This window comes from Imperialibacter sp. (assembly GCF_040222815.1).
Classification (GTDB): domain Bacteria; phylum Bacteroidota; class Bacteroidia; order Cytophagales; family Cyclobacteriaceae; genus Imperialibacter.
This window is the reverse complement of record NZ_JAVKCH010000022.1, coordinates 628,288-653,349: the sequence shown is the minus strand read 5'-3', so window position 1 is coordinate 653,349 and position 25,062 is coordinate 628,288. Positions and strand designations below refer to the sequence as shown.

24 protein-coding genes are annotated in these 25,062 nt (G+C 45.2%); 10 read left to right on the top strand and 14 right to left on the bottom strand.

What is annotated here, in order from left to right; all coding sequences use genetic code 11:
• Nucleotides 1–66 precede the first annotated feature (66 nt).
• The 4 genes from RIF36_RS12515 (at nt 67) to RIF36_RS12500 (ending at nt 4,099) form a co-directional block, all read left to right on the top strand.
• Entirely contained in the window at nt 67–1,032 is a 966-nt protein-coding gene (locus RIF36_RS12515) for an ABC transporter ATP-binding protein (RefSeq protein WP_350123783.1), read from the top strand.
• The gene (locus tag RIF36_RS12510; protein ID WP_350123780.1) at nt 1,032–2,600 is read left to right on the top strand and encodes an ABC transporter permease/substrate-binding protein; all 1,569 of its coding nucleotides are present in this window, start codon (nt 1,032–1,034) and stop codon (nt 2,598–2,600) included. Before RIF36_RS12515 ends, RIF36_RS12510 begins: the two co-directional genes overlap by 1 nt.
• A 73-nt stretch (nt 2,601–2,673) precedes the next feature.
• Entirely contained in the window at nt 2,674–3,762 is a 1,089-nt protein-coding gene (locus RIF36_RS12505; protein ID WP_350123777.1) for a potassium channel family protein, read from the top strand.
• A gap of 4 nt (nt 3,763–3,766) precedes the next feature.
• A complete protein-coding gene (locus RIF36_RS12500; protein WP_151999925.1) occupies nt 3,767–4,099 on the top strand; it encodes a hypothetical protein in 333 nt (110 codons plus the stop codon).
• 8 nt (nt 4,100–4,107) lie between these two features.
• On the opposite strand, the gene RIF36_RS12495 is transcribed toward RIF36_RS12500, so the two are convergent.
• From RIF36_RS12495 to RIF36_RS12470, 6 genes are all read right to left on the bottom strand, one after another.
• Nucleotides 4,108–4,743, bottom strand: coding sequence for a GOLPH3/VPS74 family protein (locus RIF36_RS12495; RefSeq protein ID WP_350069013.1), 636 nt, complete (start codon nt 4,741–4,743; stop codon nt 4,108–4,110).
• A 51-nt stretch (nt 4,744–4,794) separates the two neighbouring features.
• A complete protein-coding gene (locus RIF36_RS12490; RefSeq protein WP_350123774.1) occupies nt 4,795–6,039 on the bottom strand; it encodes a cation:proton antiporter in 1,245 nt (414 codons plus the stop codon).
• 333 nt (nt 6,040–6,372) lie between these two features.
• Nucleotides 6,373–6,978: a hypothetical protein gene (locus RIF36_RS12485; protein ID WP_350123771.1), complete on the bottom strand. Its 606-nt coding sequence runs from the start codon at nt 6,976–6,978 to the stop codon at nt 6,373–6,375.
• An 8-nt stretch (nt 6,979–6,986) separates the two neighbouring features.
• Complete coding sequence (locus RIF36_RS12480) at nt 6,987–7,760, bottom strand: hypothetical protein (protein ID WP_350123768.1); 774 nt, start codon at nt 7,758–7,760, stop codon at nt 6,987–6,989.
• Between the two features lie 94 nt (nt 7,761–7,854).
• The gene (mscL, locus tag RIF36_RS12475; RefSeq protein ID WP_350123765.1) at nt 7,855–8,265 is read right to left on the bottom strand and encodes a large-conductance mechanosensitive channel protein MscL; all 411 of its coding nucleotides are present in this window, start codon (nt 8,263–8,265) and stop codon (nt 7,855–7,857) included.
• Nucleotides 8,266–8,306: 41 nt separating this feature from the next.
• A complete protein-coding gene (locus RIF36_RS12470) occupies nt 8,307–9,098 on the bottom strand; it encodes an MIP/aquaporin family protein (RefSeq protein WP_350068998.1) in 792 nt (263 codons plus the stop codon).
• Between the two features lie 93 nt (nt 9,099–9,191).
• On the opposite strand from RIF36_RS12470, the gene RIF36_RS12465 reads away from it, so the two are divergent.
• Together RIF36_RS12465 and RIF36_RS12460 are read left to right on the top strand one after the other, a co-directional pair.
• Nucleotides 9,192–9,848, top strand: coding sequence for an HAD family hydrolase (locus RIF36_RS12465; protein ID WP_350123762.1), 657 nt, complete (start codon nt 9,192–9,194; stop codon nt 9,846–9,848).
• Nucleotides 9,849–9,850: 2 nt separating this feature from the next.
• On the top strand, nt 9,851–10,510 hold the full coding sequence (locus tag RIF36_RS12460) for a DUF4159 domain-containing protein (protein ID WP_350123759.1): 660 nt from the start codon (nt 9,851–9,853) through the stop codon (nt 10,508–10,510).
• Here the strand turns inward: RIF36_RS12460 and RIF36_RS12455 are convergent, their stop codons facing one another.
• Complete coding sequence (locus RIF36_RS12455; RefSeq protein WP_350123757.1) at nt 10,511–11,086, bottom strand: hypothetical protein; 576 nt, start codon at nt 11,084–11,086, stop codon at nt 10,511–10,513.
• Nucleotides 11,087–11,229: 143 nt separating this feature from the next.
• Here RIF36_RS12455 and smc point away from each other — a divergent pair, with 143 nt between their 5' ends.
• Nucleotides 11,230–14,787, top strand: a complete 3,558-nt coding sequence (smc, locus tag RIF36_RS12450) for a chromosome segregation protein SMC (RefSeq protein ID WP_350123754.1) — start codon at nt 11,230–11,232, stop codon at nt 14,785–14,787.
• Between the two features lies 1 nt (nt 14,788).
• Here smc and RIF36_RS12445 read toward each other — a convergent pair whose 3' ends face one another.
• On the bottom strand, nt 14,789–15,745 hold the full coding sequence (locus RIF36_RS12445; RefSeq protein WP_151999914.1) for a calcium/sodium antiporter: 957 nt from the start codon (nt 15,743–15,745) through the stop codon (nt 14,789–14,791).
• Between the two features lie 167 nt (nt 15,746–15,912).
• Between RIF36_RS12445 and RIF36_RS12440 the strand changes: the two genes are divergently transcribed.
• Complete coding sequence (locus tag RIF36_RS12440; RefSeq protein WP_350068984.1) at nt 15,913–17,118, top strand: MDR family MFS transporter; 1,206 nt, start codon at nt 15,913–15,915, stop codon at nt 17,116–17,118.
• Here the strand turns inward: RIF36_RS12440 and RIF36_RS12435 are convergent.
• The 6 genes from RIF36_RS12435 to RIF36_RS12410 form a co-directional block, all read right to left on the bottom strand.
• Nucleotides 17,115–18,191, bottom strand: a complete 1,077-nt coding sequence (locus RIF36_RS12435) for an AI-2E family transporter (protein WP_350123751.1) — start codon at nt 18,189–18,191, stop codon at nt 17,115–17,117. The two genes, RIF36_RS12440 and RIF36_RS12435, sit on opposite strands and share 4 nt — an antisense overlap.
• 51 nt (nt 18,192–18,242) lie before the next feature.
• A complete protein-coding gene (locus tag RIF36_RS12430; RefSeq protein ID WP_350123748.1) occupies nt 18,243–19,007 on the bottom strand; it encodes a LytR/AlgR family response regulator transcription factor in 765 nt (254 codons plus the stop codon).
• Complete coding sequence (locus tag RIF36_RS12425; protein ID WP_350123745.1) at nt 19,007–20,056, bottom strand: sensor histidine kinase; 1,050 nt, start codon at nt 20,054–20,056, stop codon at nt 19,007–19,009. The genes RIF36_RS12430 and RIF36_RS12425 overlap by 1 nt, the downstream gene beginning before the upstream one ends.
• Nucleotides 20,057–20,137: 81 nt before the next feature.
• Nucleotides 20,138–20,812 carry a hypothetical protein gene (locus tag RIF36_RS12420; RefSeq protein WP_350123742.1) on the bottom strand — a complete coding sequence of 225 codons (675 nt, stop codon included), beginning with the start codon at nt 20,810–20,812 and terminating at the stop codon, nt 20,138–20,140.
• Nucleotides 20,813–20,817: 5 nt separating this feature from the next.
• Complete coding sequence (locus tag RIF36_RS12415) at nt 20,818–21,234, bottom strand: DUF2141 domain-containing protein (protein ID WP_350068969.1); 417 nt, start codon at nt 21,232–21,234, stop codon at nt 20,818–20,820.
• Between the two features lie 21 nt (nt 21,235–21,255).
• Nucleotides 21,256–23,430 carry a TonB-dependent receptor gene (locus RIF36_RS12410; protein ID WP_350123739.1) on the bottom strand — a complete coding sequence of 725 codons (2,175 nt, stop codon included), beginning with the start codon at nt 23,428–23,430 and terminating at the stop codon, nt 21,256–21,258.
• A 151-nt stretch (nt 23,431–23,581) separates the two neighbouring features.
• On the opposite strand from RIF36_RS12410, the gene RIF36_RS12405 reads away from it, so the two are divergent.
• Nucleotides 23,582–23,995: a nuclear transport factor 2 family protein gene (locus RIF36_RS12405; RefSeq protein WP_350123736.1), complete on the top strand. Its 414-nt coding sequence runs from the start codon at nt 23,582–23,584 to the stop codon at nt 23,993–23,995.
• Nucleotides 23,996–24,041: 46 nt separating this feature from the next.
• Nucleotides 24,042–25,034: a helix-turn-helix domain-containing protein gene (locus RIF36_RS12400; protein WP_350123733.1), complete on the top strand. Its 993-nt coding sequence runs from the start codon at nt 24,042–24,044 to the stop codon at nt 25,032–25,034.
• The last annotated feature ends 28 nt before the right edge of the window (nt 25,035–25,062 follow it).

Genomic DNA, 25,062 nt, shown 5'->3' with positions numbered 1-25,062 from the left:
AGATACAAGCCTTGATTGCAAAGAGTAGGTGAATGACCTAATTTCACTTTTATCGAAAGTAAAATAATGGTCGAACTGGTCAATATTACTAAACTCTACCACAAAAAACCTGTAGTAAACGATGTTTCTCTTTTAGTTCCGAAGGGGCAGACACTGGTGCTACTCGGCAAGAGTGGTTCCGGCAAAACCACTCTCCTGAAAATGATTAACCGATTGATTGAACCCGATGAAGGAAATATTCTCATCGATGGAGAAAACATTGCCAACCGGTCAGTGGAGGAACTCCGCAGGAACATTGGTTACGTGATCCAGGCTATTGGCTTGTTTCCGCACTGGACTGTCGCCCAAAACATAGCAACCGTGCCGGCTTTGATTGGCTGGCCGAAAAACAAAACCTCGTCAAGGGTATCGGAGCTACTGGAGCAAATGGGACTACCGCCACGGTTCGCCTCGAGGTACCCGCATGAGTTGAGTGGTGGGCAGCAGCAACGAATCGGTGTAGCCAGGGCCCTCGCCGGCAACCCATCGTTGCTTCTCATGGACGAACCTTTCGGAGCGCTAGACCCAATCATAAGAAAGGAGATACAGTCCGACTTTCAACACCTTAGCATCTTCAAAGAAATGACGAAGATCGTGGTCACTCACGACGTCAAAGAAGCTTTCTATCTGGGGGATGAGGTAGCACTCATTGACGAGGGGAAAATCATAGAAAAAGCCACACCCAGAAACTTTCTATTCAATTCAACGAGCAACCTGGTTAAGGGCTTCATCGGGGAAGATGCATGGTCACTCAAACTTTCACAAGTGGCACTTTCAGAAGTCATTTCCTTTCTGGCATTTGCGAAGGACTCCGCAGAAGAGGTATTGATTTGTCATACAGATGAAAAGCCATTCAGCCGGATATTTTCTATGGTAAATTCTGACCAACAACAAGTAAAAATAATCGACGACAGCGGGCTTGTAGGGCATGCATTTGTGGGCGACTTAAAAGCTTCATTTCTCAAATTCGAAAGCCAACTGGCAGCAGACTGATGATCGAGTTTCTAAAAGAGAATATTGGTGAAATAGGTGATCAAGCAATGGAGCACTTGTGGCTTTCGGGGATTTCTATTTTTCTTTCCTGCGTTGCCGGAATAAGTCTTGGATTGGGTCTCACCAGGAGTCAGAAATTGGCAGGCTTTTTCATTGGTGTCACCGGAGTCATGCAAACCATCCCTAGTCTTGCCATGCTTGGCTTTTTCATTCCCTTCCTTGGCATTGGAAAGCTGCCTGCCATTGTAGCGCTGTTTTTATACGCATTGCTACCCATTGTAAGGAACACTTACACGGGCATTCAGAATATTGATGCAAATATCAGAGAGGCCGCCGTTGCGATGGGCATGACACGCTATCAATTACTGATGAAAGTAGAGTTTCCCCTGGCGCTGCCGGTGATTTTTGCCGGAATCCGAACCGCCACGGTAATCAATGTTGGTGTGGCTACCTTGTGCGCACTTATTGGTGCCGGTGGACTTGGAGAGTTTATTTTTAGGGGGATCACTCTCAACTCTACTTCTATGATCCTCGCTGGGGCCATTCCGGCATCGCTATTGGCCATTTCTCTTGACTATGCACTATCGCTTGTGCAGAAAAATGTAAGAAAGAGGTTGTGGCCATTTATTGCGGGAATGGCTATTGTGGTAAGCATCTACCCCGTCTGGGCCAGCCTGAGTCAAACCAACAATAAAGTAGGCCTGGTCGCTGGCTTCAACTCGGAATTTATGAACAGGGCCGATGGCTGGCCTGGGCTAAGCGAAGCTTATGACCTGCAACTACCAGCAGTAGAGCTGGAAATAACACTGATGTACGAAGCGCTGAAGAACCGGGAAGCCGACGTCATTGCTGGGTTCACCACTGATGGCAGAATTCAGTCCTACAACCTCCGGGTACTGGAGGACGACCTGCATTATTTTCCTCCCTACTATGCCGTGCCCATTGTCAAGCTAGCAACGCTCAAAGAGTATCCACTGCTGGAAGCTTCTCTTGAAAAGCTGGAGGGCAAGATACCAAAGGAGTTGATTGCGTACCTTAACCTGAAGGTCGATCAGCATGAGTTCACCATCGAGCAGGCTGCCGATAGCCTGCTTTCAGCAGTAACAAAGGGAGTTTTTGTTAACAATCGTTCTGCGTCCAGCAAAGAAAGGCTGGTTATTGGTTCCAAAGCTTTCACGGAAAGCTACATCCTGGCAGCTTTTCTTTCGAGGTATATCGAAGCCACTACCTCCTACCGAACCGATCTAAAGCTAGGCTTCGGAGGCACCAAGTTACTTTTCGATGCCTTCCTTAGCGGCGACATCAATCTTTATCCCGAATACACAGGCACAGCTTTGCTGGTTTTCGTTCAGCCCGACAAAACTGTTATTGACTCCTTGCTTCAATCACCGGAAAAGATTCATACTTTTACCAATAGAGAATTAAAAGAAGACTTTGGTGTTGTAATGCTGCCTTCGTTTGGGTTCAACAATACAACGGCCCTGATGATGAGAGAGGAGTTGGCAAATCAGCTTGGCATTGTCTCTATCAGCGACTTGAAAAATTACATCAATCGTTTTGATCAGTAGGGCAATAAGTCATATTTTAACAACCTGATACCTTAAAAAATGCGGAAGACAGTTCCGAGCTAATCGACCAAAAGTGGCTGCTAGAGATCAACAGAATAAACACCTAAAACATGGCCTTGAAATTGCAGGAGGGCTAGTGATCTATTTTATCCTGATAGCTCTGCTGGTGGAATTCGAAAATGACAGCAATCAGGCCTCGATAACAAACTTTTCAAATGCCATCTGGTTCTCAATAGTCACACTAACTACCGTTGGTTACGGAGACATCTATCCAATAACTATTTATGGAAGAATTGTTGGCTATATATTCCTCTTTATAAGCCTGGGTATTTATGGTCTTTTAATTGGTCAATTCACAACACTTATGACAACTATTAAAGAAAATAGCAAATTGGGCTATGGCGGCACTTCCTTCGAAGATCATGCTATTATCATTGGATGGAACGATTTTGGAAAAGCAGTCGCAGATCAGCTCGTTGGGGTAGGGAAAAAAGTAGCTATCATAACTGACAAAGCCACTGACATCGATATTATTAAGGAGAAGTACCGGAGCGCCAGACAAAACATCTACACGCTTTATGCTGACTATCAAAACCTCGATATGTTGTCGAAAGCGAATATTGAAGACTCTTCAATCGTGTTCATTAACTTTGAAAATGACACAGAGAAACTGGTCTATGTACTGAATTTGAAAAAGCTGTACTCCAGCTTACGGTTTGTTGTGACACTTGACAATGCTAACCTGCGCAACACATTCCTAACGGCAGGAGTAACAAACACCATCTCCAAAAACGAAATAGCCTCCAAGCTACTTGCCAGCTACATGTTTGAGCCAGATGTAGCTGAATACAGCGAAGACATCATGTCGATTGCTGAAACTGACGGAGACTACGATATCAAGCAATTGATTGTAACCGAAAAGAATCCATACCTCAACAAACCCTATCAGGCAGTATTTTTTGACATCAAAAAGCGATTCAATGTAATCCTGATCGGCTTGAGCAAACTGGAGGCTGGTGGCAAGCGGAAGCTCCTTAAAAACCCAACTGATGAGCAGAAAATAGAAATGGGAGATTATATGATTATGATCCTCAACAAGAAGTCATATCAAGCCCTCCGCAATGTCTTCCAGATTGACGAAGGCTATGTTAAAAAACTATGATCCTATGAAGGCATTCAAAATCGCACGACTATCGCTGGCTTTGGCTTCACTTGTCCTCTTAGGATGTGAAAACAGAGATGCTAATCCAGAGACCAGCATCTCCATGGGGGAAATTCGTGAGGAGGGAGAATATCACTTCACTGTGATTATGGTCGACAACTGCGAATATCTGATGCTGATGATGGACAGAAATCACCCGCATGAAGGGTTTGGATTTATGGCACACAAAGGGAATTGTAGAAACCCGATTCATATCTACAACCCCGATGTTCCCTATGTACCTACCGTTTACGACTCATCTGTCGTCGTCGGCAGACCACTTAAAATCGACAAGTAGTTTTCCCTTTAAAGCGCCGCAATGTGCTCTTTTACCTCCTCCAGAGAACTGGCAACTTCAGGAGGCAATCCACCTGAATGAACCGAGTCTTTAGCAAACTTGATGGCATCGATAAGCTCATCTTTGTCGCTAAACACTTCGTCAAGAATCTCCAGACTCCCCAGCAATGAAGCAAGAATGACGAATGCCGGAGTTGGCTTCACTCCTTTCAATACAATTGACTTTAACGAATCTCTGATTTCCTTCTCGTAGGCATAATTCGCATTGTCCATACGCTCAGAAATAGGTATCCAAAGCAAGCGGGTTGCTTCCCTCTTCAAAATACCTCTGCCAATCAGTAAATCGATACACATCTCATAGAGAGATCTCATTTGAGGTGCAAGGCTCACAACCGTGTCCTTTACTGATTTGCCCCCTTGGCCGACGCCGCTCAGTATGTGGTCGAGTATTTTGTTGCCTGAGGAAGTCGTGTCTTTGATGGTGATTTTACCTCCCTCAAAACCAATTTTACGAAGCAAGTTCAGTTCAAAAATCCCTGCGGCTACCAAAGCGTCTATGATGCCTTTTTCGGCATCTGCCAACAACCTGCCCTCATTGTCATCGAGGGCGATTAACAATAGTCCTTCTGCTAAACTTAATCTCATTTTATAATTAATGTTACTATGCTAAAAACACTACAAAGTAAATGAAAATCACTATGACTTTATAAGTTTTCCAATGGTTAAACCTTGTACAAGTATGGAGAATACAACCACACAATAGGTACAAGAAAGTATAAGATCCTTTTCAGCGATAGAATCGGGAAGAGAAAGAGCCATTGCTACTGACAATCCGCCCCTCAACCCTCCCCATGTGAGGATGGCTACGGTGTTCTTTTCAAAGTGTCGGAAACGTTTCATAATGCCTATCGGCAAGGCCACGCCGATAAACCTGGCAGCCAGTACGATCGAAATTGACATTAGTCCGAGTGCAAAATAATCGACCACAAAGCTTTGACTGATAACTATCATTTCGAAACCGACCAAAATGAACAGAATGGCGTTCAATGATTCATCGAGCAAGTGCCAGAATTTATACACGTATTCTCCCGTGGCACTGGCAAACTCATCTCCCCTGCCTTCGTTGCCCACAAATAGTCCCATGATTACCATTGCCAGTGGGCCAGAGACATGTAGCATTTCTGAAAGCCTGGCGCAAACCAGCACCATAGAAAGGGTTACCAACACCTCAAGCTCCACATGATCATTATCGATGAAGTCGAGTAGTTTGAGGCCCATGTAGCCAAAAACAGCTCCGATACCCAATCCGCCAATTACTTCTCTCGCAAATAGTCCCGCCACCTCAAGTGCATCAAACGAATCAGCCCCTCCTCTTTCATCAATTCCCATGATAGTGAGAAACACAACAACGCCAATGCCGTCATTGAACAGCGATTCTCCTGCTATCTTAATTTCCAGGTTTTTGGAAAGATTGGCTTTTTTAACCAGGGCTAGGACTGCAATAGGATCGGTTGGAGATATTAGCGCACCAAACAGATAACAGTGCACCAGCGTGATTTCAAATCCTACAAAGGTAAAGGCGTAATACATAAGGGTGCCTACAATAAAGGTAGACACAAGCACACCTATGGTTGCTAAAATCAAAATGGGCCACTTTTCCTGTAAAAGCATTCGCAGGTTAATCGACATGGCCCCAGCAAATAGCAAAAAGCTAAGCATCACATTCAGCAGCACTTCTTTGAAGTCGAACTCCTCCATGATGTGAATGGCCAGATCGCTTACTGAAGGGAAAATCAAGCCAAGCAGTAATATCACGACAGACATCACAAGCGCAATAGCCATCAAACCGATGGTATGCGGTAGTTTAAGGTAGGTGATATTTACTAGAGTGAAGGCTGCTGACAGGAAAATCAGCAACGAAATAAGGTCTAATATATCCATACTCCTGTTTTAGTCGATAGGTCTAAGCAATTAAAAATTAATACCATCTAGAAAAGATTCTTTTTAAACACGGCCTTTTATTATTTGAACCCATTCGTTTTCCTTTCGAAAGGAGTTCCATGTAACAAAGCGCCACTTTTTGCTGGTGAATAAAAAGCTGCAGGAATATTGGTGGTAATCGCCGGGCAAATATATAGAATTAACCTCTATCTATTAAAATTAATGTAAAAAAATAGGTGCTTTACCCTATCCAGGGCTTTTGTCATGCGCAATCTGTTTGAGCAAAGGTAAGCACCTACGGAACCTACCTGACCAAGAATAAGGCATAAAAAGCTAATATGTCAGTTTAGCTACTTCCGAAATTGGCATAGCATTGGCAGCACTAGTGACTTCACTTTCGGTAAAGGCCCCATCAAAGTCCACGGTGAACAGCGACTGATTAAAGGGAATCTGAAGAGTGTAACCTCCTACAGCTTGTGTTGCATCTTTTCTTTGCAAAAGTGCCTTGTACCCGCTCACCTTAACCACCTTCTGGCTACCATCCGAACTATTCATAATCATAGGCATGGCCAAAAGACTGTTAATACCGGCCAGCATGGGCGAGTTGTCCATCAAGTCAATGGCGACCGACTTGGTGGTGTCACCATAATCACGGTGAACAAACAATCCCCCAAAAGACGAAGAGTTGCCAGCGACATTATCGTTTGCCTCAACAAACGAAAAACCAGCAATGCTTTTGGGCAGTATTTCCAGAATCTCCTTTCCAATCTCTTTATCCACCTCAGCCAGCGACTGCTGCAGAGCAAACCGAGCTTCTTCTAAATTGCCCGCCTTATACTCATTCTTTGCAGTAGCTGTTGATGCAGTAAAATCATTTTGCGCACTAGCAGTAAGACCAAACACGGTTACTATCAATGCAAGTATATATATCTTCTTCATCTTAAATCTTAGTTAATCTTATCGCCCAACTGTTTTTGAATGCCTGCCAAATCAAAGGCGTCCGATACTTTTAGCGCAGCTGTTTCGTCAGCAAAATTTACCATTTTCATGATCGCTATGCTTGTTTGCCCGAGAGGCACCGACAGTTTGTAACCATCGTATTCGGAAAACTCCAACACACCCTTAAAACCCTGCACCGTCACTGATTTGATGTTCTCCTGACCTGAAGTATAAGCCGGATTGGCCAGGTACATATTGGCCGACATGAGTAAGGCAGAATTATTGGCAACAGTTATATCTATGGCTTTGTCGTCGTTGTAGTATTCCCTGAAAATGGTTAACCCGACAAAAGCCATTCCGGTACTTGTGACCTTATCGCTCTCCTTGACAAAGCCTATGCCAGCCACTTTTTCAGGAAGAGACTCCATTACCTTGTTGCCCATTTCCATTTCTATCCCCACAATGGCCTGTTGTAGTGCATACCTGGCTTCGCCATATTTCTTACCAGAAAATGAAGACTCGGCTGTTGCAATGCTCTTTCCTACATCGGGCGGGGTTGTGATAAGGCCTCCGGACGTGTTATTCATAGGTCGCCCAGATCGTTCATCACCTTCAGAAACACTGGGTGTAGACGGTGCGTCATTGTCACCAAAAATGGCGTTGGCAGCTTTGTTCTTGGCTGCTGATTTCACTTTGTTCAATATGGCTTGCGCCTCTGTTTGGTAGTTTAAAAAGCAGAGCAGCGCCAGCGCAACGGCTCCTTTTAATTGAAGTTTTAGCATACTCATTTGTATTAAAAAAAGAATCGGCAGCAAGATAATACGTTGAATCCAATTCAACGTTTCCTTACTGCCGATATAATTTTGAGCGAAGCGGTTATTTTTGTGCTTTCAGCAAATCTCTGATCTCGGTGAGTAGCTTCTCCTCATTGCTGGGTGCTAGTGGAACTGCTGGAGCCGGAGCTTCTTCCTTCTTCTTCTCCATCCGCTTGTAGGCCTTAATGACCATAAAAATAGAGAAGGCAATGATGATGAAGTCAATCACAGTCTGGACAAAAACTCCATAATTGATCGTTACAGCGGCTTGCTCTCCTACTGCCTCCTGAATCACCACGTTTAGTTCTTTGAAGTTCACGTTGCCCAGCAAAACTCCCAGAGGTGGTATCAGAATATCATTAACGAGAGATGAAACTATCCTGCCAAATGCCCCACCAATGATGACTGCGGTGGCCAGATCGATAACATTGCCTTTCATGGCAAAGTCCTTGAATTCTTTTAAAACTCCCATGCTCACGGTTTGTGTTGGTGGTAAATCCGAAAAAAGATGTCCTACAGCTTTTTGTTCTCCAGCAGGCTGAGAATGACAATAATAGCAAAAAAGATTACCCCGGCAGACAAAAACAAGCTTACCTCATCATTAAATAAGAAATTGTAAAGCGCTGCGCCGGTCGCACCCCCAGCCAATGGCCCCAGCACTGGCACCCAGGCATATCCCCAATTAGATCCGCCCTTTCCGTTGATAGGCAATACCGCATGTGCTATTCTCGGCCCCAGGTCTCGGGCTGGATTGATGGCAAATCCCGTGGTTCCTCCGTGCGACAAACCAATTGCAGTGATTAACCCTCCTACTACCAATGGGTTCAGCCCTTCGGTAAACTGATTAGCACCTATAAACAACAGAGCAAAGATCAGGATAAAAGTGCCCATAAATTCCGAAAGTATATTAGCGCTTGTGCTCTTTATAGCCGGGCCAGTAGAAAACACGCCCAACTTGGCAGCGGCATCGTCCGTTGCCTTCCAGTGAGGTAAAAAATGAAGATAAGCTAAACAGGCTCCACAAAAAGCACCAGCCATTTGAGCAAGCATATACCCTGCTATCATGTCGGCAGGAAACTCACCTGCTGCATACAAGCCAAGCGTAACAGCTGGATTTAAATGAGCTCCGCTAATGCCGCCTACAGCATAAATACCGAGCGTTACCCCAAGCCCCCAGCCAATACAGATGGTGAGCCAACCTGCATTTTGTGCATAACTTCCTTTAAGTGTTGTTGCGGCGTTCACTCCGTTGCCAAAATAGAGCAAGACCATCGTTCCAATAAATTCTCCTAGGTATGGGTTCATGTGTTGTCTTTTTGCGAAAATATACGAAGATGATTTGGAACCGCCATTCGCTCGGCTAATTTTACGCCCAGCGCTATCTAACCACGCAAATACATGAAGCCAGCCGCCTTATTGTTCGACATGGACGGAGTAATAGTAGATAATCATCAATTTCACCTGAAAGCGTGGATGGAGTTTTCAAAGCGGCATGGCTTCCACCTTGACGAAGCCGAGTATAAAAAACACATCAACGGAAGAACAATTTCGGCTACTATGACCCACTTTTTCCCTGATGAAAAAAACCCAGATGTGATCCAGTCCCTTGGTGCTGAAAAAGAGGAGATTTACAGAGAGCTGTATGCTCCTCATCAAAAGCCAACACCCGGCCTGATTGACTTCTTGCGCCTGGCCATGGATGCCGGGATTGCTGTGGGCGTCGGCAGCTCAGCACCTCCGGAGAATATTGCCTTCACTTTGGATGGCCTTGATCTTCGGAAGTACTTCGCCGCTATTGTAAATGGCAGTGAAGTGAGCGTGGGCAAACCTGCGCCTGAGGTGTACTTGAAGCTGGCAGAAAAGCTTGGTGCCAAGGCGCAAGATTCCATCGTGCTGGAAGATGCCCTGTCGGGGATTGAGGCCGGAAAAAACGCAGGAGCAAAAGTGATTGGACTGGCTACAACCCACCCAGCCCATGAAATCAGCCATTCAGACCTTGTGATAAACGATTTCAACGGACTCACCGTTGATAAGCTAACGTCTCTTTTTAAGTAATTATGAAGAAAGTTTTCTTTTTGGCACTTATCATGTTGAGTTTCGGCGCTATCGCCCAGCAGGACAACACAATGAAAATTGCCAAGCTGAAATATCACGGGGGTGGCGACTGGTACGCCAACAAGACTGCACTACCAAACCTGGCCAAATTTTGCAATGAAACCCTGGGCACTGCCCTTGCGCCTTCCGAAGATGCTGTTGATGTGGGCAGTCCTGAGATTTTTCTATACCCCTATGTGTACATGACCGGACATGGCAACGTGCTATTTTCCGATCCGGAAGCAACCAACCTCAGGGAATACCTTGTTTCAGGTGGCTTTTTACATATCGATGACAATTATGGTCTCGATCAGTTTGTTCGCCTTGAAATGAAAAAGGTTTTTCCAGAGCTTGAGTTTATAGAGCTTCCTTTTTCACACCCCATTTACCACCAGAAATACCAGTTTGCTGACGGTCTGCCAAAGATTCATGAACACGACGGCAAAGCACCCATGGGTTATGGACTTATTTATGAAGGAAGGCTTGTTTGCTTTTATTCTTACGAATGCGACCTGGGAAATGGCTGGGAGGATCAGTCGATCTACAACGACCCGGAGACTGTGCGGCTAAAAGCCCTGCAAATGGGTGCCAACATTATCGCCTACTGTTTCACCAGTTTCTAATCAATATTTTCTGTTGAGAATTTCGCCAAGGATGATGGCCTTCTTGGCACCGTGCTGATCGGAAAGCATATCTACAATTTCGTCCCGAAAAGCTGAATTGTCCTCTTCTTTGATCTCAAATTCTTTGAACCTGCTTTTGGCTCTTTCAAGCTGCGCTGAAAGCTCGTCGTCTTTGCTGTGATCGATATGGATTGATTCCTGATAAATTCTTTTTGTTTCTTCATCAGAAAAAAGCCTGGTGTGGCTACCCTCTTTCACAGTCACAATTTCCTTGTCTTCCCACTCATCATGCACGTCTTCATAGTTTTTTCCATCTGAGGGAAATTCGAAAGATCGGCTGGGCTCAGGAGCGGGTTGTGGTACCGGCTTTGGCGCTGTTTGACCTCCACTGGTGAGCTCCTTCAGCAGGTCCTCGAAGCTCATGGGTGGCGTGGACGCCGGCTGCTGGCTCTCATAGTCATCATCGCCTTGAGACCTTCTCTCCTGAACCTCAGGTGGTTTTGGCTTCTTCTTCAGGTTTCTGACCACAAAATAAATAATGGCCATAACAATGTAAATGATGACGTCTCTATCCATATACCTCAAATATAAGTCATTGAATGTTATTTTTGCTGTCTACCCCAAAAAAGAGGACAAGTATCAGCGTAATGTTGATAACTAGCCCCGTTTGAGCCCCATTTTGTTGATAACATTTAAAGGTTAATGAATATTTTTGCCGCATGCAGTTGACGAAACTTGAGATTCGGGGGTTTAAGAGCTTTGGGGATAAAGTGGTGATCAACTTCGATGAAGGCATCACCGGCATCGTTGGTCCAAATGGCTGCGGCAAGTCCAATGTGGTTGATTCTATTCGCTGGGTGCTTGGCGAGCAGAGATCACGCATGCTCCGTTCCGACAAAATGGAGAATGTGATCTTTAACGGAACAAAAAAAAGAAAGCCTACCAACCTTGCCGAGGTTTCTCTCACCTTCAACAACACTAAAAACCTCCTTCCTACCGAATATTCTCAAGTCACCATCACCCGCCGCTACTACAGGTCGGGTGAAAGCGAATATGAATTGAATGGCGTTACCTGCCGACTGAAAGACATTTCCAATCTTTTTCTTGATACTGGGATAGCGTCAAACAGCTATGCCATCATTGAGCTTAAGATGGTCGACGATATCCTCAACGACAAAGACAACTCAAGGCGTGGTCTTTTTGAAGAAGCAGCTGGTATTTCGAAATTTAAAGTAAGGAAGAAGGAAACGCTGCGGAAGCTCAGCGACACCGATGCTGATCTTGCCAGGGTGGAAGACCTTCTGTTTGAAATAGAAAAAAACCTGAAAAGCCTTGAAAAACAGGCCCGTCAGGCACAACAATACTATAAAATTAAAGAGGAATACAAAGAGGCCAGCATAGCCCTCGCCAGAAAAACAGTTGAAAAACATCAGCAATCATTTCGGGATGGGAAGAGCAAAATAGAGACTGAAAACGACCTGAAGCTAAGCCTGAACCGTCAGCTTGCAGAGAAAGAAGCGGCTATTGAGAAGTCTAAAGCCGATTTGATCGCCAAAGAAAAGCAGCTCAGCTCAAGACAAAAAGCGCTGAATGAGCACGTAGGCAAGATAAGGTCGTACGAAAGTGAGAAAAAGATCAAGAACGAAAGGCTCCGCTTCCTGAATGACAAAAATGAAAACCTCAGAGAGCAAATTGAGCAGGACAGGAAAAGCAACGAGCGGGCATCCTTTTCTATTGAAAGTCTTACCAAGGAAAAGCAGGTAGCCGATAAGATCCTATCGGAAGTAGCGGCGAAGCTCGACCGGCTCAAAGGTGAGTATGACCACCAGAAAACAGAAACAGCGGCTCTTCAGGAGGAAGTTAACATCCTCAACCGAAACTTCCGGCAGAGCAGGGAAGAGGTGTATCAGCTTACCAAAGACCTGGAGATCAAACAAATCCAGCTATCCACGCTCAAGCAGGAACTGGACAAAGCAGCTTCCGACACGACGGAGCAATCGGCCAACCTGGAAGAGTTTGAAATTAAGTTGCAGGAAGTAGGTGAACTGAGGGCCGAAAGACAAAAAGAAATCGACAAGCTTAAGTCGGAAGAAGAAGCTGTTCAAAGTAGAATTGAGAGTATAAGCAAAACGCTGGAAGTCATCAAAGAAGAGGGCACCCAGGTTAGCCGAAAGCTTGACGCCCGGCAAAACGAATATGCGCTCACCAAATCGCTGGTCGAAAACCTGGAAGGCTTCCCTGAAGCTATCAAATTCCTGAAAAAGAACTCTTCCTGGGGAAAAGATGCTCCCCTCCTCTCTGACGTTATCACCTGCCCTGAAGAATACAGGGTGACAATCGAGAATTTTCTCGAGCCTTACATGAACTACTACATAGTAGAGAGTGAGGCAAACGCCTATCAGGCCATCAATTTGCTGAGCGACGCTGCCAAGGGAAAAGCCCATTTCTTTATTCTGGAAAAGTTCGACAAATTCAAGCCAACCAGCACCAAAATCATTCAGAACGCTATTCCTGCCACGGAGGTGGTGGAGTTTGACGGCAAATACAAGAAGCTTGTTAGCTTCATTCTTGACAACGTTTACATCTCTACCAACCACCACACCGACCTGCCAGATGTAGATGATGCTATCTTCATAACAAAAAATGGAAAGGTTACCCGCCGTCACTATTCGATTTCGGGCGGAGCAGTTGGCCTTTTCGAAGGAAAAAGGATTGGTCGTGCCAAGAACCTTGAAAAACTCGCTGTTGAAATAAAAGCACTCAACAAAAAGTTGGATGAAATTCAGCAGAGTATCGAAAGCAATCAAGCCGACCTGAATGCGCTGAAAGCTTCCAGCAAGAAGGAGAGAATTGAAGCGCTGCTTCCCGACCTGAATCAGATCAACGAGGAGTATGTTTCTATAAGAACCAAGCAGGAGCAGTTTTCGAAAATGCTCACCTCCAACACCACTAAGAGGGAAGACATCATCGACAGGATTGAGGTGCTTACCGAAGAATTGCGCACCCTGCAACCAAAAGCAGAGCGTGAACAAGACTTGCAAAAAAGCGACGAAGAGAACCTGGCTTCAAAGAACAGTGAACTACAGGTTTTTCAAGAAATCTTAAGTCAAAAGTCGGCAGCATTCAACCAGGAAAACATTTCTTACCATCAGCAGGAGAACAAGGTAGCGAGCATCGCTCAGGAAATCAGCTTCAAGGAAAACACCTACGAAAGCTCCAAAGAAAGGATTGAGCGCAACCAAAGTGAGCTGAAGCAAACCGAGGAAGAAATTAAAGCTCTCGTGGAGAAAGCGGAGATGAATGACGATGAGTTGGTGGCCATGTACTCCGAAAGGGAAGCGATAGAAGTAGGTGTTAATGAAGCAGAAAAGGAATACTACAGCAGTCGTGGGCTGATAGATGAGCTGGAGAAAGAGAGCAGGGAGATTCAACGTCGCAGGGAAAGTACCGACCTGATGCTGATGGAATTCCAAAACCAGCTAAATGAAACTAAACTACAACTGAGCGCTGTAAAAGAGCGTCTTTCCGTCGAATTCAATATTGACCTCGACGATTTGCTGAAGGAACAAGCTCCGGTAGAAGGAGAAGAAGTGAAAGAGAATCCGTTTGCCGACATTTCGGACGAAGAGCTTCGGGAGAAAGTCTCCTGGTTCAAAACGAGAATTGACAATATTGGCCCCATCAACCCCATGGCTATGGAGGCTTTCGAGGAAATCAAAGAGCGCTACGACTTTATCATCAAAGAAAAAGATGACCTGATCAAAGCCAAAGAGTCGCTGATCAGTACTATAGGCGAAATTGACGCTGTGGCCAGGGAAACCTTTCTCGATGCTTTCGAGAAGATCAGGGACAACTTTATCAAAGTATTCCGATCTCTCTTCACAGAAGAAGATGACTGCGAGCTGAAGCTACTCAACCCCGACGACCCGTTGGAAAGTCCGATTGAGATTATGGCCAAGCCAAAAGGCAAGCGGCCATTGACCATCAACCAGCTTTCAGGTGGTGAAAAGACGTTGACGGCTATTTCCCTCCTATTCTCGATTTACCTGCTGAAGCCAGCTCCATTCTGTATTTTTGATGAAGTGGATGCCCCTCTCGATGATGCCAATATTGACAAGTTCAATAACATCATCCGAACGTTCAGTAAGGAATCTCAATTCATCATTGTGACACACAACAAGCGCACGATGTCAAGCACCGACATCATCTACGGTATCACCATGATAGAGCAAGGTGTGTCAAGAGTGGTACCTGTGGATTTGAGAGAATTGGCCTGATCTAGTTACGGTAGATCAGGAAGCCCGTATAGCCAACAAATGCCACCAGAAACATCACAGCTTCTACTCTGTCAAGTTTGTTGCGGTTAAAGGTGAACATGAAAAGCAGCAGCGCAATGGATCCGAAGAAAATCACAAAGAAATCCATGTTCAACGTTGCGTTATAGGGAATTTCCCGGATGCCTCCGTTGATTCCCAAAATGAGCAGGATGTTAAAAATGTTGGATCCCACCACATTACCAATGGCAATATCTGTATTTCGCCTGTAGGCGGCGACGGCCGACGTGGCCAGTTCAGGAAGTGAAGTGCCTGCTGCCAAAATGGTCAACCCTATCAGCTTTTCGCTCAGCCCGAAGCTTGCTGCAATGGCTACAGCATGATCCGTCACAAGTTTACCTCCTCCTACCAAAAGCGTAATCCCTACGGTGACAAACAAAACCGATTTTAGCAAGGTCATCGTTTGTATTTCTTCTTCTGGCTGCGTTTCGTTTTTTGCCTGCCTGACAATGTAAGCCATAAAAAGACCGAAAAAGACCAGAAGCACCAATGCATCTATCCGGCCGAGTGAGTTGTGATCAGCACCAAAGAACATGGCGTCGTTGACCAGAAAGAAAAGAAGCAGTGCAGAAAACAAAGAGTAAGGAATTTCGTATTTCACAGTCGTCCGCTGCACACTCAATGGGTAAATAACGCCGGCAACTCCAAGGATGAATAACAGATTGAATATGTTACTCCCTATGATGTTGCCGAACATGGCATCGTTCAGTCCGCTGGACGAGGCAAAGAGGTTCACAGTGAGTTCAGGGGCAGACGTTCCGAAGGCAACTACTGTAAGTCCAATCATCAAATTGGAGACGTTGATTCTTTTAGCGAGGGATGAAGCACCACTAACCATCCAGTCAGCCCCTTTTATGAGGATAGCGAATCCTACCAGTAGCAGGATAAAGTGAAGAGTCATAAGGTCGATTAATTAGGTTAAAAGCTAAGAAATGTAAGAAGAAAAACGACTAGATTATCTTCGAATAGATTAATTTTTTTACTGAATAATTCAATTTTTTAATAATTGGAGATTTTACACTCCCAACAAGGAATAATTTTCGAATATCGCATCGTGAATACACATGAATGACTAGAGTCCTAACGCTTTACAAAAATGCCTTCGGTGGGCTCTCAAGAGCAGCCTGGATTTTGGCGCTTGTGATGCTGATCAACCGCAGCGGATCAATGGTGGTACCCTTTCTTAGTGTGTACCTCACAGCCTCTTTGGGCTTTGATTTAGAGCAGGCTGGCATCCTGTTAAGCCTCTTCGGGGTTGGCTCTATTACCGGTGCATTTGTCGGAGGATGGCTCACCGATAAAATCGGTCATTTTTGGGTGCAATTTTTCAGCCTCGCAGGCGGCGGTAGTTTGTTCTTTTTTGTTGCCAACCTCACAGAGTTTTTTCCTTTGTGCGTTGGCATATTCACTATCAGCGCTGTGTCGGAAATGCTGCGACCAGCCAACTCGTCGTCAGTGGCTCACTACGCCAAGCCAGAAAATGTAACACGGGCTTTCAGTCTCAATAGAATGGCGATCAATTTGGGTTATTCTTTTGGGCCAGCGGTTGGAGGGATTTTGGCCACCTTCTCTTACAACCTTCTTTTCATTGTTGACGGAATCACCTGCATATCGGCTGGCATTCTTTTCTTCTTCTATTTCAAAAACAAAAAAGGGCATGAACAGAAAGAGGACGAAACAAAAGCTACTTCTTCCCCTCTCAATGCATTAAAAGACTGGCGATTTGTGCTTTTCGTTCTGTTAGTGCTCTCTTTTGCTACAGTGTTCTTTCAATTGTTCATGACCCTTCCTCTGTATTATAAAGAGGTCTACCAGTTGCCTGAGTCACAAATTGGATTGCTGATCGGGCTCAATGGCTTCATCGTATTCCTGCTGGAGATGATTATTGTGTACAGCGTGGGTGAGCGATTTAGCATCAGGAGACTGGTGATGATAGGAAGCCTGCTCAACGGACTAGCCTTCATTATTCTCAACCTGTTACACAGCGAGCCCATCCTTTACCTGGCAGTGTTGATCATTAGTGTCGCCGAGATTATGGCGATGCCGTTTATGGCCACCTACACGGTACAAAGGTCGGGGCCAAAAAACCGGGGAATTTATATGGGCATGTACTCCTTTGCCTATTCAGCGGCATTTGTACTGGCACCTGCGTTAGGCACAAATATTGTCAGAGCATTCGACTTCACCACGCTGTGGTGGGTTTGCGGGGTTCTTTCAATTGGAACATCGGTCGGTTTTTTTCTATTGCTGGCACCGCAAAAAAAGAAAGCCTAGTCTTCGTTTTTGGCAGGCTTGGCATTCCACTCCTTCAAAAAGATAGCATAGGCATTGAGTGAAGGTACCTCTTCCAATATAATTTTCACAATTCCGACGAGCGGAATGAAAAGTATCATTCCAGATACGCCCCATACCAGGGCCCCAACAATAAACGATAAGAAAACAGCAAAAGCGTTTATTTCGGTTGATGAGCCAACCACCCACGGCCTGATTACATTTTCCTGTATCATGTTAGCCAGCCAAAGCAGCCCGACAAGGAGTAACGGCGTGAGTAGTGAGTCTTTGGTTACTAGTGCGTAGCCCACCACAATGATCATTGCAATTAGGTTGCCCACGTAAGGGATAAGGTTAAGAATGGCCACCAAAATGGCGAAGAACAGCGCATACTCAAGCCCGAGCGACAGAAAGATAATGATGTCCATGGCTGCTGTAATAGCTGTAAATAAGCTAATACCTACAATGTAACTGCGAAGCACTTTCTGGATTTTGCCAAAGACCTTCCTGATTGTCTCCTGATTTGATTCGCTATATTTTTTTTCGATGAACCGGGAGGGAAGATCCCTGTAGAGAAGAATGAAATAGATGTAGATGGGCATTAGAAAAAGGTCAAAGAAAGACTGCCCAACTGATGAAATATTGCCAAACAGCCATTTCACGACTTCCTCGAGTTGACTGCCTATCATGCTCTTTAGCTCCTCGGTATCATCTGCAATGCCCAGGTCTTCAACAATAAAGTGCTGAACCCTGGTAATGCTGGAAGAAAATCTCGTGGAGATGGAGGGAAGATCCTTGCTTATGGACACTACTTGCGCTGAAAGCGTTGCCAGAATTCCTATTATGACTGCGGTGAACAAAAGTACGGCGATGATAATTGCCAGGCCCCTCCTCATTCGCTTACTTTCCATCCATTCGACAAAAGGCATCATGAAAATGGCAAAAAAAGATGCCCAGGCCAGTGGCACCAGTAATCCACGGGTAATCATAAGCACCCAAATGATTACAACTATCAGTGCTATGGTATAGAACTGCCGTTGTATTCCACTGATTTCTTTTTTAGCTGAAGGAGCCATTTAGTTTGCCTTTATTTTACCTATGAAAATATCACTCAAAGGTCTTTAAATTTAACGATCCAGCCACATTTTAAAAGCATTTACTTTTTCCCTGGCGACGACAACGTCCGTGTCGTCGCAGTTGTGCAGCACCAGCCTCAATCGGCTGTTGGACCAGGCAATAATGTCTTTGATAGACTTGAACGACACGATATACTTTCTGTTTATCCTAAAAAACACTAACGGATCGATCAGCGCTTCGGCCTGATCAAGGGTAAAGTCAATGATAAACCTTTTACCTTCCCGGTTTTGGGCAAAAGTGGCTTTCTCCTGGCTAACAAAGTGATCTATGTCGGCCACCTCCACAGACTTCAGATGGTCGCCCACCTTAATAATAAACCTTTCTTTATAGCTCTTTGTAAGCCCCGCCAAAAGGTTTTCCAGCTTATCAATCGGCAAAGCTGAGGAACCGCCAGATGGTTTAGTCAAGGTTTTAAACTTCCTGAGAGCCGCTTTCAGTTCATCATCGTCAATGGGCTTTAACAAATAATCAACGCTATTCACTTTGAAGGCCTTGATGGCGTATTCATCGTAGGCGGTAGTAAAAATGATTGGAGCCCTCACCTCTACCCTCTCAAATATTTCAAAGCTAAGTCCATCGGCCAGCTGAATGTCGAGAAACAACAAGTCGGGCGCTGGCTGGTTGGTCAGCCATTCCACCGCTCTCTTTACTGAATCGACCTGGGCGATAATTTCTACATCAGGCACAATCTTTCTGACCATTTGGGCCAGCCTGTCGGCCGACAGTTTTTCGTCTTCAACTATTAAAACCTTCATTAAACTTTATCGAGGGTTAAAAGCGGCAGGGTTACTTCAAACTTACCGTTCTCCTGTGTGACAATTACTTTCTTGCCACTCAGAAACTCATACCTGTCCTTGATATTATCAAGTCCTGTTCCCGAAGAAGGCTCCCTGGTGTGCTTTACCTGAAGGGTATTGGAAACCCGCAACGTTTCCCCGTCAACGGAAATAGCGATTGTCAGCGGATGGTCTTGCGAAATTTCGTTGTGCTTGATGGCGTTTTCTACCAGCATTTGAACTGACAATGGAGGCACCATTTTGTTCATGTATGGGTCTGGAACACTTATGTCATATTTGAGGTTATCACCAAACCGAATCTGCTGCAGGAAGAGGTAGTCTTTCACAAACCTGAGTTCGGTAGAAAGGTCTATCAGCTCCTGCTTTCTTGACTCCAGCACAAACCTATACACTTCCGACAGCTTCTTAATGAACTTCACAGCAGTGTCTGGGTCTTGATGAACAAGCGACGTAAGCACATTCAAGGAGTTGAACAGAAAGTGCGGATTGACCTGGCTTTTGAGCGCTTCATATTGGGATGCCATCTGCTCCGACTTTAGCTTTTCAAAGTTAATAGCTGTTTGCCTCCAGCTAATAAAAAACTGCCGCCCAAACAGGAATGTCATGATCAACATGGTGCAGAACACCGGAAATACCAGGTTATACATGAATCCAGAGGATAGCAGTGTGGCTAAATCCTTCCCCATGTATACCACATAAAATAAGTAATAGATAATAGAAGCTGCAACCAAAGTATACACCACCATGACGACCAAACCCACCCACAACCGCTTGCCAGGTGCCTCCAGCCAGCTTATACGTGTTTCTATAATTTCGGAAAGGTATTGATTACCCTTCCAGAAAAACAGCCAAAAGGATGCGTTGACGCTAAAGATGGCGACCGTAAGTGAATTAAGCTCACTAAAGCAAGATTGGCAGGAAAGGTAGCCACCAATTAAGCCCCCGGCTACAATTAGTAAGGCAATTTCTTTTAACTCCCGAAGAACAGTCTTTCTGGTGATCTGCATCTCTGTTTTTTGAACAAAACCAAACGAAGCTTAAGGTGCAACAGGCTCCATTAAATTACAAGTATTTGATAGGCCTTTACTTTAGTTGCCTTCTCCGGAGGCAGCCTTCTGGCAATTCTTTAGCATTTGCTCCGCCGCCCCTTGTCCCCAGGTGGGCGAAAAATCCCCATTATCCTTTTGCCGACCATAGTTCTCCACTGCTTTGGCAAGGGTTTGACACGAGGCCTCATTACTTTGCCCGAAGAAGTTCTCAGTGCCGTCCTGCATTTGGGCCATAAAAAGTCTCGCTCTTGGATTTGCTGGATCCATTTGAATGGCTTTACCAAAAGTCTGAAAAACTCTCGTAGACAAAGTCTGGCCTCTGGTTCCCGGGTCAAAGGCGATACTCAACATATCGGTGTACCCTTGCATAGTAATCAGCTCCACATTGTCGGGAGACACCGCCAGGCCAGCTTCCACAAACTTCCTCGCCCGGTTCATTTTTTCATCCTGCAAAGTCAATGTTTCTTCTTTTGTGGCCATCCAGGCGTAAGCCAGCGCAGCGTAGTAGCTTGGCTGCCATTTATCCTTTTCCACATTGGCAATTCGCTCAAACTTGTTGGCTGCATTCTGCCAGTTCTCTTTGCCTCCTTCAGCAGAGAACAATTGTTCCAGGGCTCCCTTCATTCCTTTTTCATAGGAGTTTTGTGCATTGGTTTGGCCAACTGAAAACAATGCCAAAAGGGAAACTACTGCGGTTATTTTAAGTGTCTTCATGATAATTAGCGGTTAAGTTTGATTTCAATAGAAGTATCGTTTTTAAAGCTGATCTTGGTCTGCTCAAAGCTGGGCGGGCCAAACTTGCCCATTACATTATTGCTGAAGCCATAAGGCTCGGTGGGAATGACCAGGAAAGTGTCGAGTTCGCCATTTTCATTTTCATCATGAATCACACTTACGGCATATTCTCCGTACGGAAGGTTTTCAAAAACAAGCTCCTGGCCTTCGGCTGTTACTTTAGCTGAAACACCTTTTATTGGTTCTTTCAGGAAATTGTCCTCTTTGTCGAACAAGCCAACCATTACCTGACCTTTCAGGTCACCCAGGTTAGTAACTTTCACAACCAGTCTGCCCTGGTTTTCGCCGGCCTGGCTTTCAATGCCAGCCAACAGCAAAATCATCATTAGTAAATTTTTCATTGCTATGATATTTAAGTTGAATTATAAGTTTTCGAGTTGATTCTTTGACTTGTCCTTCGAGAGTGTGATGAAAACTCCAAGAAACAAGAAACGTTTAGCTGGCTGCCCAATAGCTCTTGACTCAAAGACACCGTCGCTGTTTGGGTTGTCTGCAAACTGATAGCCGAAGATATTGTCACGACCCAGCAGGTTGGTGGCTGAAGCATAGAAGATAACCTGCGGACGAAACAGATAAGCCATATTAAAGCTGAAGTCCTGATAGCTGGGAAGCTGGCTGTTCATGACCCCATCTTTGTTGGGGTCGTTATAGTAGCGGCCGCTGCCATAAGAGTAAGTAAACCCAACCTGCGACTTGATGGCCTCGATAAAATGCTTGTAAACGAAAGAAAAGTTATGTTTCGAAGCAAACCCAGGTACTGCTGACGACTGAAACGTGAGATAATCTCTCTCGGTGTCGAGAAATGAATAGGAGACCCAGTAGTCGATGTTGCGGAACGTTTTGGCGTCTCGGAAGAAAATATCCAGCCCATTGGCATCACCATATCCTTTGTTGTTGAAAAAGGTTGGGTTATAAGGTTCGTTTCCATTGTATTTTACCAATTTGTCATACGCCTTCATGTAACCCTCCACCCTGAAAGTCCTGTTATCTTTTTGAATTTGATAGTTAAGAATGTAGTGGGAAGCTACTTCCGACGTCAAGTCTGTGGTGACACGGAAGCGCTCGTTGTCAGGTGTCTGGTAGAATCTTCCATAAGCGAAGGACACCTGACTAAACTCCGTGGTTTTGTACGCCAGTGATGCTCTTGGTGCCAGGTTCCAGGTACCTATTAGTGAGGAATACTCTAACCTTGCTCCGGTTCTGAATACAAACTTATTGGACAGGTAAACATCAGCCTCTGCAAACGTAGCGGGCAAGGTCTCCGCCTTTTCATTGATCAGACTTTGCCCCTCTGCTGCTGTAATGTTATCGGTGAAATCTCTGACAATTACCTCCTGACCAAGCTTAAGCGTCACCTTCTCGTTACGGTCGTTGGTGAAGACTGACTTTACATGCCATGCGTGCTCACCTGTGTCAACACGGTCGTTGTCGAAGTCAATATTGTCTTCCGAAATGGTTTGGCTAACACCTCCGCTGTAGTACCAACCACCTCCCAGTTGGTTCTTGTAAGTGGCATTCAGGTAGCTGTACCCGTTCTTAATGGCAATTCTATTGCTTCCGCCGGGGTTGTTGATATCAGGTTGACGAAGTGCAAAAGACGCATTGGCAAACGAGCCATAAAGCTTGAAAATTCCGCTCTTTCCACTCTTCTGCCTTACCATAAAAGAACCACCCAGCGACTCAGACGGCTTTTCCCAGTCGTATGCCTGACTGATCAGCGACTGATAGGGCTTCAGGTTAGTATAAGCAAGCTCTCCGAATACTGAACCTCTCTCCCATCTTTCAGTGTGGCTCACACTTCCACCTACACTCATCAAAGAAATGTTTGACTCGGTTTGTTCGGGGAGGTCAAAGGTGTTGAGCACCAGCGCCGACGACATCGCCTGACCATATTCAGCGCTGTAGCCGCCCGTGCTGAAAAAGGTGCCTTTGAACAGGAAGGGCGAAAACCTTGAGCGGCCGGGCATGTTAGGGCCGCTGGTGTTGTAGAAGCTGTTCATCAGCATGCCGTCAACAAATGTCCTGGTTTCTGTGCTGGCCCCTCCCCGCACGAAAAGCCTTCCGGACTCTCCTACCTTTTGAGTCCCTGGCAGTGTATTCAGTGCACCGGGAATGTCGGCTGTGGCCCCCGCTGTCATGGCAATGTCAAGTGGTTTCAGCACTACCGATTTTTTCTCATCGCTTGCCTCGAAAGTGCCTGCCGTAATCGTGACGCCGTCAAGCTTGTTGATTTCCTCCTGGAGTTGGATGGTCAGTTGAATTGGGTTGCCAGTCAATTTCACCTCCGTTACATGCTTCTTGTAGCCAATAAACGTGGCCACTACCTGGTGGTCTCCTGCTTCCTCCGTTTCAAAGGAAAACGCCCCTTCCATGCCTGTGGTGGCGCCGTCGTAAGTACCGTCGATATAGATATTCACACCGGGAATAGGCTCACCTGACTTCTCGGTGATCACCCCCTTGATGACTGTTTGCGCTATAAGTGGTGTTGAAAAAAGTAGCGCCAGAACATAAAAAACGATTTTGAGTAGCTGTATCATTGAATCACTTGTTTGTCGTTGAATGATTCAAAGGTGCTATCCTCCCGGCCGCTTTAATAATAGAAGTGACTGAACTGTGGAAGAAGCCGGATGAAATGACGCAGGGTTTGGATGGATGTTTTTATCTTTAATCGACCTTGAATTGAAAAGCATGAAAACCATACTCTTTTTCTTCGTAATTACGATGGCAGCCACAGCCAGCCAGGCTCAGCGCTCAACTGACCCTGTTGATGTAGTGAGCCGTCAGTTGGACGCCTACAATGCAAGAGATATTGACAAGTTTCTTGAAACATACAGCGACACGGTCAAGATTTACAACTATCCCGACAAACTACTTATGGATGGAATTGAAAACCTTAGAAAAGGATACGAGGGTTTCTTTCAAACTGCCGTTGACCTCCACTGCGACATTGTCAACCGAACTATTCTGGGCAATACGGTTATTGACCACGAAAGTGTGGTCTTTGACAAGAACAAACCCCGGCTTGAGGCAATTGCCATTTACAAAGTAAGCAACGGAAAGATTTTCGAAGTGCGCTTTATCAACGCCAGAACTGAACCTTAGGGAGCACCAGCTGTCGGGTATTTACCTGGTACTAACAAATGAACTGATGCCAGCAAATGAACTAATACTTCTGTTATTTAGCCTGGGTGCTTTTCAGGGAGTTTTACTTTCCGTATTACTCAAAGTAAAATACCGTCGTTCTCATTCAGGCTACCTCTCGCTGATTTCTCTGTTCTTTGCGTTGCTGCTTGCCTTTTATGTGGCCTATTGGGCCAAACTGGGTACGCCCACCTACCTCTGGTGGGTTCAATACCTCACTTTTCTCATCGCTCCGCTTTTCTATTTTCTCATTAGAGGCATCTCCATTCAACAGGCAACGAAATGGCCGACAATCCTACATCTTCTCCCCTTCCTTGTGGCGGTCTTCGTTCTATACATGCCAATAAGCCCCATGTTTCTTTTCCTCTTGCAGCCGCTTCACCTGGTTATATATGTGGTTCTTTCCTTCCCATTCGCAAGAGGCAGGCGAGACAGTGTTCGACACTGGCTATTTATACCATTGCTGGCTTATGCCCTACTGTTTGTGCTCTACTCCATTATGGTTGCCACAAAAACACTGACGTTGGAATTTGACTACCTGATTGCCGTCGCTTCATGCTTTTTTATTTATGCGCTGTTGATCAAATCCTATCTCCAGCCCCAATTCATCAGCCAACTCTCTACAGAAGAAAAGTTGAGCACCTACATTTCGGAAACAGTACTTTCCCAAATTGAGCGCCATTTCAAAGACTGCAAGCCCTACCTTAATGGTGAATACAGGCTCAACGACCTTTCGAATGATTTATCCTTAAAGCCCTATCAGCTTAGCGAAATCATCAACCAGAAATACGATGGATTTAACAAGCTACTAAATGACTACCGGATAAGAGAATCCATCTACCTTCTGAACAACACGAATGAAAAGGTTATTGACATAGCCCACCTAAGCGGTTTCAACAACAAGGTATCTTTTTATAAGTCATTCAAAAGAGCAACGGGGAAAACGCCGGTGGAATGGAGAAACTCTCAAAAAAGGCCGGTTAACATTTCTATAGATTAACCACTTCCATTCATATCTGTGATAGATT

Coding starts and splice junctions, on each gene's coding strand:
- RIF36_RS12515 (WP_350123783.1), top strand. CDS start 67: ATGGTCGAACTGGTCAATATTACTAAACTCTACCACAAAAAACCTGTA.
- RIF36_RS12510 (WP_350123780.1), top strand. CDS start 1,032: ATGATCGAGTTTCTAAAAGAGAATATTGGTGAAATAGGTGATCAAGCA.
- RIF36_RS12500 (WP_151999925.1), top strand. CDS start 3,767: ATGAAGGCATTCAAAATCGCACGACTATCGCTGGCTTTGGCTTCACTT.
- RIF36_RS12495 (WP_350069013.1), bottom strand. CDS start 4,743: ATGAGATTAAGTTTAGCAGAAGGACTATTGTTAATCGCCCTCGATGAC.
- RIF36_RS12490 (WP_350123774.1), bottom strand. CDS start 6,039: ATGGATATATTAGACCTTATTTCGTTGCTGATTTTCCTGTCAGCAGCC.
- RIF36_RS12485 (WP_350123771.1), bottom strand. CDS start 6,978: ATGAAGAAGATATATATACTTGCATTGATAGTAACCGTGTTTGGTCTT.
- RIF36_RS12480 (WP_350123768.1), bottom strand. CDS start 7,760: ATGCTAAAACTTCAATTAAAAGGAGCCGTTGCGCTGGCGCTGCTCTGC.
- mscL (WP_350123765.1), bottom strand. CDS start 8,265: ATGGGAGTTTTAAAAGAATTCAAGGACTTTGCCATGAAAGGCAATGTT.
- RIF36_RS12470 (WP_350068998.1), bottom strand. CDS start 9,098: ATGAACCCATACCTAGGAGAATTTATTGGAACGATGGTCTTGCTCTAT.
- RIF36_RS12465 (WP_350123762.1), top strand. CDS start 9,192: ATGAAGCCAGCCGCCTTATTGTTCGACATGGACGGAGTAATAGTAGAT.
- RIF36_RS12460 (WP_350123759.1), top strand. CDS start 9,851: ATGAAGAAAGTTTTCTTTTTGGCACTTATCATGTTGAGTTTCGGCGCT.
- RIF36_RS12455 (WP_350123757.1), bottom strand. CDS start 11,086: ATGGATAGAGACGTCATCATTTACATTGTTATGGCCATTATTTATTTT.
- smc (WP_350123754.1), top strand. CDS start 11,230: ATGCAGTTGACGAAACTTGAGATTCGGGGGTTTAAGAGCTTTGGGGAT.
- RIF36_RS12445 (WP_151999914.1), bottom strand. CDS start 15,745: ATGACTCTTCACTTTATCCTGCTACTGGTAGGATTCGCTATCCTCATA.
- RIF36_RS12440 (WP_350068984.1), top strand. CDS start 15,913: ATGACTAGAGTCCTAACGCTTTACAAAAATGCCTTCGGTGGGCTCTCA.
- RIF36_RS12435 (WP_350123751.1), bottom strand. CDS start 18,191: ATGGCTCCTTCAGCTAAAAAAGAAATCAGTGGAATACAACGGCAGTTC.
- RIF36_RS12430 (WP_350123748.1), bottom strand. CDS start 19,007: ATGAAGGTTTTAATAGTTGAAGACGAAAAACTGTCGGCCGACAGGCTG.
- RIF36_RS12425 (WP_350123745.1), bottom strand. CDS start 20,056: ATGCAGATCACCAGAAAGACTGTTCTTCGGGAGTTAAAAGAAATTGCC.
- RIF36_RS12420 (WP_350123742.1), bottom strand. CDS start 20,812: ATGAAGACACTTAAAATAACCGCAGTAGTTTCCCTTTTGGCATTGTTT.
- RIF36_RS12415 (WP_350068969.1), bottom strand. CDS start 21,234: ATGAAAAATTTACTAATGATGATTTTGCTGTTGGCTGGCATTGAAAGC.
- RIF36_RS12410 (WP_350123739.1), bottom strand. CDS start 23,430: ATGATACAGCTACTCAAAATCGTTTTTTATGTTCTGGCGCTACTTTTT.
- RIF36_RS12405 (WP_350123736.1), top strand. CDS start 23,582: ATGAAAACCATACTCTTTTTCTTCGTAATTACGATGGCAGCCACAGCC.
- RIF36_RS12400 (WP_350123733.1), top strand. CDS start 24,042: ATGCCAGCAAATGAACTAATACTTCTGTTATTTAGCCTGGGTGCTTTT.